This is a genomic window from Micromonospora sp. NPDC049151 (assembly GCF_040648395.1).
GTDB lineage: Bacteria > Actinomycetota > Actinomycetes > Mycobacteriales > Micromonosporaceae > Micromonospora.
The window spans coordinates 134,074-148,299 of the sequence record NZ_JBEZDP010000006.1 but is presented as its reverse complement, the minus strand read 5'-3'; the positions used below and the strand labels follow the sequence as shown (position 1 = coordinate 148,299).

General features: G+C 77.4%; 15 protein-coding genes. 6 read left to right on the top strand and 9 right to left on the bottom strand.

Annotated elements, in window-relative coordinates; translation table 11 throughout:
- Position 1: 1 nt before the first annotated feature.
- On the top strand, positions 2–382 hold the full coding sequence (locus tag AB0B20_RS09820; RefSeq protein ID WP_357469585.1) for an Rv2175c family DNA-binding protein: 381 nt from the start codon (positions 2–4) through the stop codon (positions 380–382).
- Between the two features lie 160 nt (positions 383–542).
- Here the strand turns inward: AB0B20_RS09820 and AB0B20_RS09815 are convergent, their stop codons facing one another.
- The 3 genes from AB0B20_RS09815 to AB0B20_RS09805 form a co-directional block, all read right to left on the bottom strand.
- Complete coding sequence (locus AB0B20_RS09815; protein ID WP_357380723.1) at positions 543–1,625, bottom strand: polyprenyl synthetase family protein; 1,083 nt, start codon at positions 1,623–1,625, stop codon at positions 543–545.
- Positions 1,626–1,688: 63 nt separating this feature from the next.
- Positions 1,689–1,985 carry a hypothetical protein gene (locus AB0B20_RS09810; RefSeq protein ID WP_357469582.1) on the bottom strand — a complete coding sequence of 99 codons (297 nt, stop codon included), beginning with the start codon at positions 1,983–1,985 and terminating at the stop codon, positions 1,689–1,691.
- Positions 1,969–3,132: a helix-turn-helix domain-containing protein gene (locus tag AB0B20_RS09805; RefSeq protein ID WP_357469579.1), complete on the bottom strand. Its 1,164-nt coding sequence runs from the start codon at positions 3,130–3,132 to the stop codon at positions 1,969–1,971. Before AB0B20_RS09805 ends, AB0B20_RS09810 begins: the two co-directional genes overlap by 17 nt.
- A 226-nt stretch (positions 3,133–3,358) precedes the next feature.
- Between AB0B20_RS09805 and metF the strand changes: the two genes are divergently transcribed.
- Both metF and AB0B20_RS09795 read left to right on the top strand, forming a co-directional pair.
- The gene (gene metF / locus AB0B20_RS09800; RefSeq protein ID WP_357380727.1) at positions 3,359–4,276 is read left to right on the top strand and encodes a methylenetetrahydrofolate reductase [NAD(P)H]; all 918 of its coding nucleotides are present in this window, start codon (positions 3,359–3,361) and stop codon (positions 4,274–4,276) included.
- A 44-nt stretch (positions 4,277–4,320) separates the two neighbouring features.
- Positions 4,321–5,010, top strand: coding sequence for a CDP-alcohol phosphatidyltransferase family protein (locus AB0B20_RS09795; protein WP_357380729.1), 690 nt, complete (start codon positions 4,321–4,323; stop codon positions 5,008–5,010).
- 16 nt (positions 5,011–5,026) lie between these two features.
- On the opposite strand, the gene crtI is transcribed toward AB0B20_RS09795, so the two are convergent.
- From crtI to AB0B20_RS09765, 6 genes are all read right to left on the bottom strand, one after another.
- A complete protein-coding gene (gene crtI, locus AB0B20_RS09790) occupies positions 5,027–6,514 on the bottom strand; it encodes a phytoene desaturase family protein (protein WP_357469576.1) in 1,488 nt (495 codons plus the stop codon).
- A gap of 12 nt (positions 6,515–6,526) precedes the next feature.
- Positions 6,527–7,654, bottom strand: coding sequence for a glycosyltransferase family A protein (locus AB0B20_RS09785; RefSeq protein ID WP_357469574.1), 1,128 nt, complete (start codon positions 7,652–7,654; stop codon positions 6,527–6,529).
- Entirely contained in the window at positions 7,651–8,454 is an 804-nt protein-coding gene (locus AB0B20_RS09780) for a carotenoid biosynthesis protein (protein ID WP_357380735.1), read from the bottom strand. The genes AB0B20_RS09785 and AB0B20_RS09780 overlap by 4 nt, the downstream gene beginning before the upstream one ends.
- 237 nt (positions 8,455–8,691) lie before the next feature.
- Positions 8,692–9,246: a GNAT family N-acetyltransferase gene (locus AB0B20_RS09775; protein ID WP_357380737.1), complete on the bottom strand. Its 555-nt coding sequence runs from the start codon at positions 9,244–9,246 to the stop codon at positions 8,692–8,694.
- Positions 9,243–9,971 (bottom strand): monooxygenase, encoded by a 729-nt coding sequence (locus AB0B20_RS09770; RefSeq protein ID WP_357380739.1) that lies wholly within the window; start codon positions 9,969–9,971, stop codon positions 9,243–9,245. The genes AB0B20_RS09775 and AB0B20_RS09770 overlap by 4 nt, the downstream gene beginning before the upstream one ends.
- Positions 9,968–10,456 (bottom strand): YbaK/EbsC family protein, encoded by a 489-nt coding sequence (locus AB0B20_RS09765; protein WP_357380741.1) that lies wholly within the window; start codon positions 10,454–10,456, stop codon positions 9,968–9,970. Before AB0B20_RS09765 ends, AB0B20_RS09770 begins: the two co-directional genes overlap by 4 nt.
- Before the next feature lie 540 nt (positions 10,457–10,996).
- Between AB0B20_RS09765 and AB0B20_RS09760 the strand changes: the two genes are divergently transcribed.
- From AB0B20_RS09760 to AB0B20_RS09750, 3 genes are all read left to right on the top strand, one after another.
- Positions 10,997–11,500: an SAV_6107 family HEPN domain-containing protein gene (locus tag AB0B20_RS09760; protein WP_357380743.1), complete on the top strand. Its 504-nt coding sequence runs from the start codon at positions 10,997–10,999 to the stop codon at positions 11,498–11,500.
- Between the two features lie 139 nt (positions 11,501–11,639).
- Positions 11,640–12,401, top strand: coding sequence for a hypothetical protein (locus tag AB0B20_RS09755; protein ID WP_357380745.1), 762 nt, complete (start codon positions 11,640–11,642; stop codon positions 12,399–12,401).
- Positions 12,398–14,197, top strand: coding sequence for a DNA polymerase Y family protein (locus AB0B20_RS09750; RefSeq protein WP_357380747.1), 1,800 nt, complete (start codon positions 12,398–12,400; stop codon positions 14,195–14,197). Before AB0B20_RS09755 ends, AB0B20_RS09750 begins: the two co-directional genes overlap by 4 nt.
- Positions 14,198–14,226: the final 29 nt, after the last annotated feature.

Sequence of the window (14,226 nt, the reverse complement as noted above, 5' to 3'; positions counted from 1 at the left end):
GGTGACCGATTCCGTACCCGCCGAGACCGGCCCCGACCTGGCCGGACCGGCCGACCCGGCCGGCTGGCTGGCGCTGCCCGACGTGGCCGAGCGCCTGGACCTGTCGATCAGCAAGGTGCACCAGATGATCCGCGACCGGGAACTGATCGCGGTGCGCCGCGACGGCGTCCGCCGGATCCCGGCCGACCTGGTGGCCAACAGCACCGTGCTCAAGCACCTACCCGGCGTGCTCAACCTGCTCGCCGACGCCGGGTACGACGACGAGGAGGCGCTGCGCTGGCTCTACCGGGAGGACCCGACGCTTCCCGGCACCCCCGCCGTCGCCCTCGGCGGCGACCTGGCCCGCGAGGTCAAACGCCGCGCCCAGGCCGTCGCCTTCTAGCGCCCTTCCCCACCCGCGCCCACCCGCGCCCGCTCCCGTTGATCATGAAGTTGGCGGCGAAGTCGATCTCCGGAAGTGCCGCCAACTTCATGATCGACCGCTTCGGGGGCGGGCGTGGGGAGGGCGGGTGTGGGGGTGGGAGGGGTGGGAGAGCGGAGGGTCAGGCGGGGCGGCGGGTGGCGGCGATGGCCAGGTCGACCAGGGCCTGGCGGGCCTCGGTGTCCAGGTCGACAGCGGTCAGCGCGGCCAGGGCGCTCTCGGTGAGCGCGGTGATGTGCCGCTCGGCCCGCTCCAGCGCGCCGCTCGTGGTGATCAGCTCGCGCAGCCGGTCCACCCCGGCCGCGTCCAGGTCCGGTACGCCGAGCCCGGCCAGCAGCGTCTCCCGGCCGGCCGGGTCGAGCGTCTCCAGGGCCGCCGCCACCAGGTACGTCCGCTTGCCCTCACGCAGGTCGTCGCCGGCCGGCTTGCCGGTGCGCTCCGGGTCGCCGAAGACCCCCAGCACGTCGTCGCGGAGCTGGAACGCCTCACCCAGCGGCAGCCCGTACGCCGAGTAGGCGGCGTGCACCTCGGCCGGCGCGCCGGCCAGCGCGGCGCCGAGCAGCAGCGGGCGCTCGACCGTGTACTTGGCCGACTTGTACCGGGCCACCTTGGCGGCCCGGTCCAGCGAGGTGTCCCCGGTGGCCTGGGTCAGCACGTCCAGGTACTGCCCGACGGTCACCTCGGTGCGCATCTCGTCGAAGACCGGCCGGGCCCGGGCCACGGTGGCCGGCGGCAGGCCGGAGGAGTGCAGCAGCTCGTCGGACCAGACCAGGCAGAGGTCGCCCAGCAGGATCGCGGCGGCGTCGCCGAAGGAGTCCGCGTCGCCGCCCCAGCCGGCCGCGCGGTGCCGGGCGGCGAACCGCCTGTGCATCGCCGGCTCACCGCGCCGGGTGTCCGACCGGTCCATCAGGTCGTCGTGGATGAGCGCACTGGCCTGCACGAACTCCAGCGCGGCAAGGGTGGCGACCACCTGGTCGGAGTCGACCCCGCCGGCGCCCCGGTAACCCCAGTAGCCGAACGCCGGGCGCAGCCGCTTGCCGCCGCCCAGCACGAAGGCCTCGATCGCCTCGGCGACCGGCAGCAGGCCGTCGTCGACGGCGGTCAGCCGGCCGCGCTGGCCGGCGAGGAACTCGGTGAGCGCCTTGTCGATCCGCTGGCGCAGGCCGGCACGGTCGACGGGGGATACGGGAGCAGCGTCGGTCACGCCACGACGCTAGCGGTTCACACCCGATATCGCCGCGCCCGGCGTCCCGGCGTGCCTCGTGGCTCACCGGCCCGGACGGTCCCGCCGGTGGCGCGGCACGCCGGGCGGCAGGTACGGGCGGGCCGCCGTGAACAGTCGCGCGTACCCCCGGGTGGCCGGACCGGGCGCAGCGTGCGCCAAGCCGCGGCGGAACGCGGTGAGCTGGCCGACGGCCCGGGGAGAGCCGGACCGGACCGCGTCGAGCAGCGCCTCGCCGGCCACCGCGCACGCCTCGGGCACCGCACCCAGGCCCAGGTGCCCGCGGGCCAGCCAGGCGCCGTACACGGCGGCCCGGCGGGGACGGTCACGCGCGGCTGCCACCGGCGTCAGCAGCGGCGGCCGGACGGCCCAGCGCGACGAGCGTGCGCCCGGTCATCGCCGCCAGCTCGGCCGCGTCGAGCCAGTAGAGCCAGGGCGGCTCCCGGCCGGGCTCCGGCGTACCGGCCCGGTCCGCCCCGGCCAGCGCCCGCCCGGCGGCGCGGGGACGCCCGGCGAGCGCGGCGGCGAGCGCGACCCGGTGCAGCAGCAGCGCCCGCAGGCCGGGCGAGGCGGTGGCGCGGCCGGCGGCGTACCCGATCCGGGCCAGGACCAGCGCGCCGGCCGGGTCGCCGGCGTCGGCCAGCAGGTGACTGGCCGACGCGAGCACGTGCCCGGCCAGCGAGGGCTGCCCGGCGGCCACCGCCGCCCGCAGCGCCAGGCGGTAGGCGACCAGGCCCCCGCCGGGGTCGCCCGCGTCGGCGGCCAGCCAGCCGGCGAGCTGCGCCGACTCGGCGAGCGCGGGCAGCAGCGCGCGCCGGCCGGCGGGCCCGGCGCGACGGTAGCCGCGGACCGCCCGCCGCAGCCGGCGGGCGCCGTGCCCGGCGAGATCCCCGCCGCCGAGCAGGTCGTCCCAGCGCCGCAGCGTGGCGAGCGTCACCCCGTCCGCCGGGTGCCACCCGCCCCCGGGGTGGCGGGCGTCCGGCACGGACCTTCCCGGTCCGCCGTCCGCCCCGGGCCCGGCCGTGCCGTGGGCGAACGGCCCGGCCGGCACGCCCACGTCGTGCGGCCCGGGCCGACCGGGCCGGGTGGGGACCGCCGGCGGAGCTGCCGCGGCGAACGGACCGGCCAGTGTGCGGCCGTCCGGGTCGGCGGCCCAGCGGTACGCGAGCGTGAGCAGGGCCAGCCGGGCGCGGGACCCGGCCGGGTCGACCGCCGCGGGCGTCACGCCCAGCCGGCGGCTGCGGGCGGCGGCCTCGGCGACCAGCTCGCCCGGCACCCCGAGGACCGTCGCCAGCCAGGCCGACCAGAAGTCGCCGGGAAGCCGGAGCTGGCGTTCCCAGCGGGACACCTCGTGCCGGGTCAGCGTGGGCACGCCCGAGGCGGCGCAGAGCTCGGCGGCCATCCGCTGCTGGCTCCAGCCACGGGCGGCCCGCAACTCGGCCAGCAGCGGCCCGAGCAGGCGCGGGCCGGGCGGCGGGGACGGGATCATCGGAACCTCCGGGGGCGACGGCGCGGATGGCGACGTGGACGCCCGGCCAGGTGGTGGCGCCGTGCGTCGCCGTCGTGGCGACCCCCCGCGCGGGCCCCCAAAACGGCCGCCGGCCGCCCTCCGCGCTGCCGTCGTTTCTACCCCCGGGGTACGACGTCGCACCGGCCAGGTGTTCGCGGGCTGGGAAGATCTCGGCACGGCGTGCCGTCCCGGTTACAGTCGGTCTGTGGCGCTCGGTCTTCCCTCGGTCCTTCCCAATCCCCAGCCGGCCATCGGGGAGCTGATCCGTGACGGCCGTCCCACCTTCTCCTTCGAGTTCTTCCCACCGAAGACCCCCGCCGGGGAGAAGCTGCTCTGGCAGGCCATCCGCGAGCTGGAGTCACTGCGTCCCTCGTTCGTGTCGATCACCTACGGCGCGGGCGGCTCGACCCGCGACACCACTGTGGCGGTGACCGAGCGGATCGCCACCGAGACGACGCTGCTGCCGATGGCGCACCTGACCGCGGTGAACCACTCGGTGGCCGAGCTGCGGCACGTGATCGGCCGGCTGGCCTCGGTCGGGGTGCGCAACGTGCTGGCCGTGCGGGGTGACCCGCCGGGCGACCCGGGCGGCGAGTGGATCGCCCATCCGGAGGGCGTCCGGTACGCCGAGGACCTGGTCCGGCTGGTCCGCGACAGCGGCGACTTCAGCGTCGGCGTGGCCGCGTTCCCGTACAAGCACCCGCGCTCGCCGGACGTGGACAGCGACACCGCGCACTTCGTCCGCAAGTGCCGGGCCGGCGCGGAGTTCGCGATCACCCAGATGTTCTTCGACGCCGACGACTACCTGCGGCTGCGTGACCGGGTGGCAGCGGCCGGCTGCGACACCCCGATCCTGGCCGGGGTGATGCCGGTGACCCAGATCGGCACCATCGAACGGTCGGTGCAGTTGTCCGGCGCGCCGTTCCCGGCGGCGCTGGCCGAGCGGTTCGAGCGGGTGGCCGACGACCCGGAGGCGGTACGCCGCCTCGGCGTCGAGCAGGCGAGCGAGATGTGCGAGAAGCTGCTCGACGAGGGTGTGCCGGGGATCCACTTCATCACGCTCAACCGGTCCACCGCCACCCGGGAGGTGTGGCAGCGGCTGCGCGCCGCCGCACGGGTGTGACCACCCGCCACACGACACCCGCGCCGTGCTTCTACGGTTGATCCGTGGTGGGCACACAGCTGAACTGGGACCAGTACGCGACCGCGTGGGCGCGGCTGCACGGCGGCTTCGATCCGCGTACCGCCGCGCCGGTGGTGCGCGCCTGGCTGCGCTTCGCCTACCACGTGGGCTACGTGCTGGGCCGGCTGCGCGTCGGCCCGACCCCGGTGACCGTGTTCGGTGTGCTGCTGTGCTTCTGCGTACCGCTGCTTGTGGGCCGGCCCGGCGACGGACCGTTCCTGGGCGCGTTGTTCGTGTTGCTGGCGGCGGTGGCCGACAGCGTCGACGGTGCGGTGGCGGTGGCCACCGGCCGCACCACCCGGCTGGGCTACGTGTACGACTCGGTCGCCGACCGGCTCGGCGAGGTGGCCTGGCTGATCGCGTTCTGGCTGCTCGGGGCGCCGGGCGCGCTGGTGGCGGCGGCCGGCGGCCTGTCCTGGCTGCACGAGTACGTGCGGGCGCGGGCGGTCTCGGCCGGGATGCGGGAGATCGGCGCGGTGACGGTGGGGGAGCGGCCGACCCGGGTCTGTGTGGCGCTGGTCGGGCTGCTGGTCGCCGGGCTCACCGGCCTGATCGACGTCGACCTGACCGCCGGGACCATCACCATGGCCACCACGGTCTGGGTGCTGCTCGCCGGGTTCGGTCTCGGCCAGTTGCTCTCCGCCGTCCGCCGCGCCCTGGTCGACGCCGGCTGACGGGGGCCGGCCCGGCTCACCAGGCCGGGCCGACCGCCTCGGCGACGATCTCCGCCGACAGCGTCACCATGGGCAGGCCGCCGCCCGGGTGGCTGGAACCGCCGACCAGCCAGAGCCCGGCCGCCGGGCCCCGGTTGGCCGGGCGCAGCAGCCCGCCCGCGGTGCCGTAGATCGCCCCACCGGGTGCGCCGGTGGCCGCGTCCAGGTCGGCCGGGGTGCGGATCTCCCGGAACACCAGCCGGTCCCGCACGTCGGCGCCGCGCTCGGCCAGCACGTCGAGGATCCGGTCCGCGTACGCCTCGGCCAGGCCGGGCCGCCGCCAGTCCACGGCGCTCGCGGCGGTGCCGTGCCGGGGCGCGTTGACGAGCACGAACCACGCCTCGTGGCCCTCCGGGTGGACCGCCGGGTCGTCGGCGGCGGTGACGAACACGGTCGGGTCGTGCGCCGGGCGGGCCCGCACCCCGCGACCCGGGTTGCCGAACACGGCGTCGAACTCGGCGTCGTAGTCGTCGGGGAAGAAGACGGTGTGGTGGGCCAGCCCGGAGTCGCCGCGTACGCCCAGCAGCAGCACGAACCCGGCCAGGCTGCGGTCGGTGAGCGCGGCCAGCCGGCGCGGGTCGGGCAGCAGGTCCCGGTAGACGGTGAGCGCGTCCACGTTCGCCACCACCACGTCGGCCGGCACCGGCGCGGCCGTCCCGGCCACGCGTACCCCGTGCACCCGCCCGCCCGCTGCGTCGATCCTGGTGACAGTGGCGTCGGTGCGCACCACCACGCCCAGGTCCAGGCAGCGCGACAGCAGCGCGTCGGCGAGCGTGCCCAGCCCGCCGCGCAGGTACCAGCCGCCGTACGCCAGCTCGGCGTAGGGGACGGCGACGAGCGCGGCCGGGGCGCGGCGCGGGTCGGCGCCGGTGTACGTGGCGTACCGGTCCAGCAGCATCCGCAGCCGCGGGTCGGACAGGTGGCGGCGGCCCAGCCCGCGCAGGCTGCGGCCGGGGCCGATGGCGGCCAGGTCGCCCAGCCGCCAGGCCAGCGCGGCCAGGTCGCGGGGGGAGTCGACGGTACGGCGCAGGATGTCCCGGTGTGAGGCCGCCCACACCCGGCCGGCGCGTCGCCACAGGCCGCGCCAGTCGGCGGCGGACCGGTCGCCGAACGCGGCGCCGATCCGGGCGGCGAACTCGTCCGGGTCGGCGCACGAGTCGAGCGCCTGCTCGCCGCCGGGGAAGACGTGCCGCACGATCGGGTCCAGCGGGACCAGGTCGAGGTATTCGTCGAGCTTCGCCCCGGTCGCCTCGAACAGGTCGTGGAAGACCTGCGGCAGGGTGAGCAGGCTCGGCCCGGTGTCGAAGTGCCACACCCCCTCCGGGGTGTGGTGGGCGTACCGGCCGAGCTTGCCCCCGACCGTGCCGGCCCGTTCGAGGACGGTGACCTCGTGCCCGGTGACCGCGAGCCGGGCGGCGGCGGCGAGCCCGCCCACACCGGCGCCGATGACCACGATGCGCGCCATGGCGTGCCCCTCCTAGGTGACCGGGCGACCCCGCCAGGTGAGCCGGCGTCGCTTCCGCAGATGGTACGACCGGACGGTCAGCCAACCGAGGACCACGACCGACACGGGGTGGCCCAGCGCGTCGGGCCACGCCCGTCCGCCGGTGGCGCGGGCGCTGACCACCCGCCCGGCGACCCCGGCCAGGTAGGCCAGGAACGCCACGGCGGCCACCGCCGGCGCGCCGGCGAGCAGCGCACCGAGGGCCAGCAGCGGCGGCGCGACGTAGAGCGCGAACAGCACCGCCAGCACGGCCGCCGCGGCGGCAGGGTGCCCGAACGTCGCCCACAGCGACTTGGTGTAGCCGTCGCGCAGTTGCGGCCAGGTGTCGTACATCCGGCAGGACGCCAGCCGGGACCCGTCGGCGAGCGCGATCCGCCCGCCGGCCCGTTTCACCGCCCGGGCCAGCTCGATGTCCTCCAGCACCTTGTCGGCCACCGCCGCGTGCCCGCCGGCCCGCAGGTAGCCGGCCCGGTCCACGACCAGGAACTGCCCGCCCGCCGCCGCGAGGGAGGGCCGCCGCGAGCGTTCCATCGCACGCAGCGGCAGGAACGTCAGCCACAACCACTGCAGCAGCGGCTGCACCAGCCGGTCGGCCGCCGTCCGCACCACGATCCGGGGGTACGGCGACAGCAGCGCCGCGTCCGCCGCGCGCAACTCGGTCACGGCCGCCGCCACCGCGTACGGGGTGAGCACCACGTCCGCGTCGACGAAGGCCAGCGCTGTCGGCTCCGGGGCGGTACGGGTGGCGAGCTGCCAGCAGGCGTGCGGCTTGCCCAGCCAGCCGGGCGGCGGGGCGACGCCGGTGAGCAGCGTGAGGCGGGGGTCGTCGCCGGCCACCGCGCGGACCACGTCGGCGGTGCCGTCGGTCGAGCCGTCGTCGAGCACCACGATCCGCAGGTCCGGCACCCCGCGCTGGGCCAGCAGCGCGCGCAGGCACGGGGCGACCCGGTCGGCCTCGTCGCGCAGCGGCAGCAGCACCGCCACCGGCTCGGTCACCTCGGCCGGGCCGGTGGCCGGTCGGCGCAGCCAGGCGAGCGCGTTGACGAGCGTGTGCCCGGTGAGCGCGCCGACCGCCACGGCCAGCGCGAGGGCGGCGATCATGCCGGGGCGTCGACGCGCGGCGCCGGCTGCGGCTCGGTGGCCCGGTCCCGGCGGGCCCGCCACAGCGTCACCGCCAGCGGCACCGCCGCCACCGCCATCCCGGCCGCGCCCCACAGCGCCGACGCCGGCAGCCGCAGGAACACCGCGTGCGCCAGCACGCTGGAGGCGTACGTCCAGAGGTAGAGCGCGAACATCGGCGCGTCCCGGCCGTCGACCCGGTCCACCGACGGCCCGGCGAGCGGGCGCAGCGCGACGGCGAGCAGCACCGCGAAGCCCAGCCAGCCCAGGTAGTTGCTGACCGGGATGCCGGGGAGCCCGGGCAGCGCCGGGGTGGCGTCGCGCCAGGTCCAGTAGCCCTCGGCCACCATCTGCGGGTCGAGGAACAGGTCCCAGGCGGCCAGCCCGACCGCCGACAGCGCGATCCGGGCAGCCCGCGAGCGGACCAGCCGGACCGCGGTGAGCCAGGCGGGCCAGGCCATCCAGGTCCAGGCGAGCGGGATGATCAGCGGCACCCCGGCCAGCTTCGGGCCCAGCTCGCCGGAGTAGTCGTAGGTGCCGAACGGGAACCCGGTGGCCACGCCGATCGCCTCCACCGCGAACCCGCCGCCGGTGACGACAGCGACCAGCGCGACGGCGGTACGGGCGCCCCGGGTGAGCAGCGCGTGGCCGACCGAGAGCAGCCAGCCGAGCACCACTGTGGCCACAGTGAGCCCGGCCCGGGTCGCGCCGCCGGTGAGCGGGTAGCAGATCTGGGCGAGCACCAGCACGGCCAGCAGCGCCCAGGGCAGCCGGGCCCTCACGACGCTTCCGGTTCGCGACTGCGGGGCTCGCAGGCCCGGCTCACTCCTCGCGCTCACGGTGCCGCCCTTTTCGTTCGCGACTGCGGGGCTCGCAAACCCGGCTCACTCCTCGCGCTCACGGTGCCGACCTTTCGTTCGCGACTGCGGGGCTCGCAAACCCGGCTCACTCCTCGCGCTCACGGTGCCGCCCTTTCGTTCGCGACTGCGGGGCTCGCAAACCCGGCTCACTCCTCGCGCTCACGGGGCGTCCGGCGAGGGCAGCGGCAGGTCCCGGCCGAGCACGCCGAACGGCCGTTCGTCGCCGGGGAAGTGGAAGTGGCGCAGCACGTCGACGAAGCCGAACCGGCGGTACAGCCGCCAGGCCCGGGACTTCTCCTCGTCGGCCTCCGGGGTGGACAGCAGCGTGGTGTCGCCCTCGGCCACGGCGAGCAGGGCGCGCAACTGGCGGGCGCCCAGGCCGTGGCCCTGCGCGGGCGGGCGGACGTGCAGCTCGACCACCTCGAACGGGTGGGTCAGCCAGCGCTGCCGGGCCTGCGCGTTCAGGGCCCGGTACACCTGGTCGTGCCACCACTGCCCGGTGGCGCCCCGGTAGCCGTACCCGAAACCGGCCAGGTGTCCCTCGTTGGTCAGGCTGGCGACGGCGCGGAAGCCGGGGCGGCGTACGTGGGTGGCGATGTAGCCGCGGCGGGCCTCCAGCAGGTCGGGCCGGTAGCCCATCGCCTCGCCGTAGACGGCCACCACGTCGTCCAGCCGCCGGACCAGGTCGTCCGGGGTCCACCGCACCAGCCTCATGCGCGCCCTCTCGCCGTCTCCGGGTCGCCCTCGGCGGCCCAGCCGAGCACCGTACGGTCGCCGACCACGTCGCCCACCGCGAACCGCGCGAACAGTTCCTCCGCGTACCAGCCCTCGGTGGGGGTGCGGGTGATCGCGGCGCGGTGCTCCGGGGAACGGTACGCGAACGCGACGAGGTCCGCCGGGTCGCGCCACACGCTCACCGTGCCCTGCCAGCCCAGCGGCGCCTCGCCGACGCCGAAGCGGGCGAGCAGGCCGGGCGCGCTGTGCAGCGCGCCGGCGACCGGCGGGATCGCGCGCCAGAACGTGGCCGCCCGGTGCGCCCGCAGCCGGGCCCGGGTCAGCGCCAGCACCGGCCCGGTGACCCGCCCGCCGGACGGCGCGCCGAACGGCTCCCGGCCGGACCACCGGCCGCGGCTGGTCAGCGGGCGCAGGTCGACCCGTACCGCGGCGCGGGCGATCCGGGCCCAGGAACGGGCGACCGGGGAGGCGTCGAAGCCGGCCGCGTCGGCGGGGGAGTCCCAGACCACGAGCGCGGCCCACCGGGTCAGGTCGGCGTCGCCGGGGCCGAAGCCGGTGCCGGTCCCGGTGCCGAGCAGCTTGGCGAAGCGGACGCCGGGCAGCCGGCGCAGCCGGGCCGGGTGGGTGGCCATCCGGGTCAGCACACCGGGTACGGCCCGCCGGGGCACACGCCACACGTGCAGCGTGACGAGTCCGGGGTTCACGCCACCTCGGCCGGGGTGCCGGTGGTGATCCGCAGCAGTTCCGCGTACGTGGTGGGGAACACCGCCCGGGGTACGCCGCCGGCCGCCCACACCTCGTCGTACCCGGCCAGCGCGGTGTCCACGACGGTGCGCAGCGGCGCGGGGTGGCCGACCGGGGCGACGCCGCCGATCACCTGCCCGGTGTGCCGCCTGACGAACTCCGGGGTGGCCCGGCGCAGGTGGGTCACGCCCAGCGTGGCGGCCAGCCCGGCGGTGTCCACCCGGTGCGCGCCGGAGGTGAGCACCAGCAGCGGCGCGTCGTCCGCGTCGAAGATCAGCGAGTTGGCGATGGCGCCGACGGCGACACCGAGCGCCTCGGCCGCCGCGGCGGCGGTGTGCACCGCGTCGGGCAGCAGCCGGACGAGGCTGGCCTCGCCCGATCCGTTCCGCGCGCCCGCCTCGTCGAGCGCGCGCTGCACCGCCTGCACGTTCGGGTGTGGCTGCATCCCCCCATTCTTCCCCCACCCGCGCGCGGGCCCGCCGGGGGCCGTCGCCCTCCCGTGCGTCCCGGCGCGTCACACGTTGCGTTTTCGTCGGTGGGGAGGTGTACTGTCAGGGTAGTTAGAACGAGTGTTCGATTCCGGCTCGAAGTCAGGTTCGCCTCGAAGCCGGGTTCGGCTCAGACGGCAAGCGGCTCAGCTCCCCGGCTGGCCCGGCCTGTCCGAGCCGGTCGCGCACCCGTCGAACGCTCCGGAAGCGGTGTTTCGCGGCACCGGCTTCCGGGAGGTGCGGCACCGCGGGCCGCACCGGGTCTCGGACAGTCGCGAGTCCGGGCCCGTCAGGCAGGTCGTCGCCCGCCGCCCACGACCCCCGGGCGGCGGGCGACGGACCCGCCGGCACGCCGGCCGGGTGTGGGTGTGGGGAAGCGTCCACATCCGGCCGGCCGCCACAAGGTGCGTCTTCCTCCGCACCGACCGCTCCGGGCGACCGGGCGACGTTCCCCGTCGCACGAGCGCCCGCCCCGGCCACACGCGGAGGAGAGACCCATGCCGACCAGTCCGGCCCAGGCGCCCACGGTGCCCGCGCACGTGCTGCCGCACCGCACCCCCGCCCAGTTGCTCGCGGTGGCCCGCGACGGGCTGGCCGAGGCCACCCGCACCCGTCCCGACGGCCTCCGGTACGCCGCCGCCCACCTCGCGGCGCTGCGTGCCGCCGCCGCCGTGCTCGCCGCCCGCGCTCGCCCCGCGCCCACCCGCCGGAACCGGATCACCAGCGTCTGGGTGCTGCTCGCCACCGTCGCCCCCGAGCTGGACGAGTGGGCCGCCTACTTCGCCGCCGGCGCGAGCAAGCGGGCCGCCGCCGAGGCCGGCATCCCCCGCGTGGTGACCGCCCGGGAGGCCGACGACCTGCTGCGCGCCGCCGAGGAGTTCGTGACGGTGGTGGAGACCGCGCTCGGCGTGGCCCACCAGCCGGCGCTCGACGGCCTGCCCCGCCCGCTGCGCCGCGGCGCCTCCGACACCCCGCCCCGGCCCGGAGCCGCCGCCGCCTGATCCGTGGCGCCCGGCCACCACCGGCGGGACTCCGGGTGGCCGGGCGCCGCGCCACGGCACACGCGTGCCGCGCACGACACGATCCACAGCACCATCCACGGGTGAGGCCCGTGGCGAAACACGACGGGGGGTTGGTCCGATGGCGGGCCGCATGGTGGTCGGTTCCGCCGCCCTGGCCGATCTGGTCCGGCCGGCGAGCGCACCCGATCCGGCCGGCGGTCACCGGGTGCTGCCCGTGCGGGCCGAGCTGACCGGGCTGCTGCCCAACCGGGGTCTGCGGCGCGGCAGCACGGTCGCGGTCGGTGCCGGCCGGCCCCGGCGCAGCGGCACCACCTCGCTGATCCTCGCGCTGCTCGCCGAGGCGTCCCGGGCCGGCTCGTGGTGCGCGGTGGTCGGCGTACCCACATTCGGGGCGGGCGCGGCGGCCGAGGCGGGCATCGCCCTGGACCGGCTGGCCCTGGTGCCCGACCCCGGGCCGGAGTGGCCAACTGTGGTCGCCGCGCTCATCGACGGGGTCGACGTGGTGGTCACCGCCGTGCCGGCCACCGTCTCCGCCTCGGTCGCGACCCGGCTGGCCGCCCGTGCCCGGCAGCGCGGAAGCGTGCTCGTCCCGTACGGGCGGTGGGACGGCGCGGACGTCACGCTCCAGGTGGTCCGGGGCGTCTGGCAGGGGCTCGGCCCCGGTCGGGGGCGGCTGCGCCGCCGCGAGGTGACCGTCTCGGCCCGGGGCCGGGGCGCCGCCGCCCGCCCCAAGGAGATCAAGGTGTGGCTGCCCGGCGACGAACTGACCCGGGTGATCCCCCGCTCGGCCGGGCTCGGCACCCCGGCCGCCGCGCCGCCGCGCCGGCTGCGCATGGTCGCCCCACCCGCCCGTACGCTCGCCGCTGCCGGTCCGGCGTGAGCGGCGTACCGCAGCGGACGCTGCTGCTCTGGTGCCCGGACTGGCCGGTCCTCGCCGCCGAGATCGTCGACGGGGTGCCCGCCACCGACCCGGTGGTGGTGCTGCACGCCAACCGGGTGATCGCCTGCTCCGAGCGGGCCCGCGCCGAGGGGATCCGGCGCGGGCTGCGCCGCCGCGAGGCACAGGGACGCTGCCCGCACCTCACCGTTGTCGACCACGACCCCGCCCGGGACGTGCGCGCGTTCGAGCCGGTGGTGGCCGCCGTGGAGGAGGTGGTCGCCGGCGTCGAGGTGATCCGGCCCGGCGCCTGCGCCACGGCGGCCCGGGGGCCGAGCCGCTACCTCGGCGGCGAGGAGGCGGCGGCTGAGCGGATCGTGGAGCACGTCGCGCAGAGCTGCGCGGTGGAGAGTCAGGCCGGCATCGCCGACGGGGTGTTCGCGGCCGGGCTGGCCGCCCGGGAGGGGCGGATCGTGGCCCCCGGCGGCACCCGCGGGTTCCTGGCCGGCCGCCCCGTCGAGGCGCTCGGCCGGCCCGCCCTGGCCGACCTGCTGCGCCGGCTCGGCGTCCGCACCCTCGGCGACTTCGCGGCGCTGCCCGCCGGGGACGTGCTGGCCCGGTTCGGTTTCGACGGGGCGCTGGCGCACCGGCTCGCCGGCGGCCGGGACGACCGTCCGCTGGCGGTCCGGCAGCCGCCCGCCGACCTGACCGTCACCGCCGACCACGACGAGCCGATCGACCGGGTCGACGCGGCCGCGTTCGCCGCCCGCACACTCGCCGAGCGGCTGCACGAGCGGCTGGCCGGATACGGCCTGGCCTGCACCCGGCTCGGCATCGAGGCGGTCACCGCGCACGGCCAGGAACTGCACCGGGTCTGGCGGCACGACGGCCTGCTCACCGCCGCGGCCATCGCCGACCGGGTCCGCTGGCAGCTCGACGGCTGGCTCTCCGGCAGCAACGGCCGGGGCGGGACGCGTCCGGCCCGGCCCACCGCCGGGATCGTCCGCTTGCGGCTGGTGCCCGACGGGGTGCTCGCCCAGGCGGGCCTGCAAGCCGGGCTGTGGGGGGAGACCGGTGAGGAGCGGGAGCGGGCGCATCGCGCGTTGAACCGGGTGCAGGGCATCCTCGGCCCCGAGGCGGTGGTCACCGCCGTGCTCGGCGGCGGGCGTTCCCCGGCCGACCAGGTGCGCCTGGTCCCGTGGGGCGACGAGCGGGTGCCCGCACGCCCCGGCCCGCCACCCCTGCCGCCCGCCGCGGCACCCCCGGTCCCGGCGTCCCAGGCTCCGGCCGCGCCGCCGTCCCGGGCTCCGGTCCCGGCAGCGTCGCCGTCCCCGACAGGGCTGTCGTCCCCGGCCGCGTCACTCATCCCGGGCATCGGGGCCGCTCCGGGTGCCGCGTCCGCCTCGGTCGCCGTACCCGATGCCGGGGCGCGGGCCGGACGGCGAGCCCGGCGGGGCCGGGCGGTGGCCGAGCCGCCGTGGCCGGGGCGGATCCCGCCACCGTCGCCGGCCGTGGTGCTGCCGACCCCGTTGCCGGCCGACGTGCGCGACGCGGCCGGGCAGCCGGTCGTGGTGACCGCGCGGCTGGCGGTCAGCGCGGCGCCGGCCCGGCTCACCGTCGGCGACGGGCGTCCGGCCGAGATCACCGGTTGGGCCGGTCCGTGGCCCGTGGACGAACGCTGGTGGGCGCCGGCCGAGGCGCGCCGCCGGGCCCGGTTCCAGGTGAGCCTGGCCGACGGCGCCGCCCTGCTGCTCGCGGTGGAGGGCGGGCAGTGGCTGGTGGAGGCGATCTATGACTGAGCGCCGGGAGAGATCTTGGTACGAAAGTG

Excerpts from the sequence above, each read along its gene's own strand:
- AB0B20_RS09805 (WP_357469579.1), bottom strand. The coding sequence starts at position 3,132 with ATGATCCCGTCCCCGCCGCCCGGCCCGCGCCTGCTCGGGCCGCTGCTG.
- crtI (WP_357469576.1), bottom strand. The coding sequence starts at position 6,514 with ATGGCGCGCATCGTGGTCATCGGCGCCGGTGTGGGCGGGCTCGCCGCC.
- AB0B20_RS09785 (WP_357469574.1), bottom strand. The coding sequence starts at position 7,654 with ATGATCGCCGCCCTCGCGCTGGCCGTGGCGGTCGGCGCGCTCACCGGG.
- AB0B20_RS09775 (WP_357380737.1), bottom strand. The coding sequence starts at position 9,246 with ATGAGGCTGGTGCGGTGGACCCCGGACGACCTGGTCCGGCGGCTGGAC.
- AB0B20_RS09765 (WP_357380741.1), bottom strand. The coding sequence starts at position 10,456 with ATGCAGCCACACCCGAACGTGCAGGCGGTGCAGCGCGCGCTCGACGAG.
- AB0B20_RS09760 (WP_357380743.1), top strand. The coding sequence starts at position 10,997 with ATGCCGACCAGTCCGGCCCAGGCGCCCACGGTGCCCGCGCACGTGCTG.
- AB0B20_RS09755 (WP_357380745.1), top strand. The coding sequence starts at position 11,640 with ATGGCGGGCCGCATGGTGGTCGGTTCCGCCGCCCTGGCCGATCTGGTC.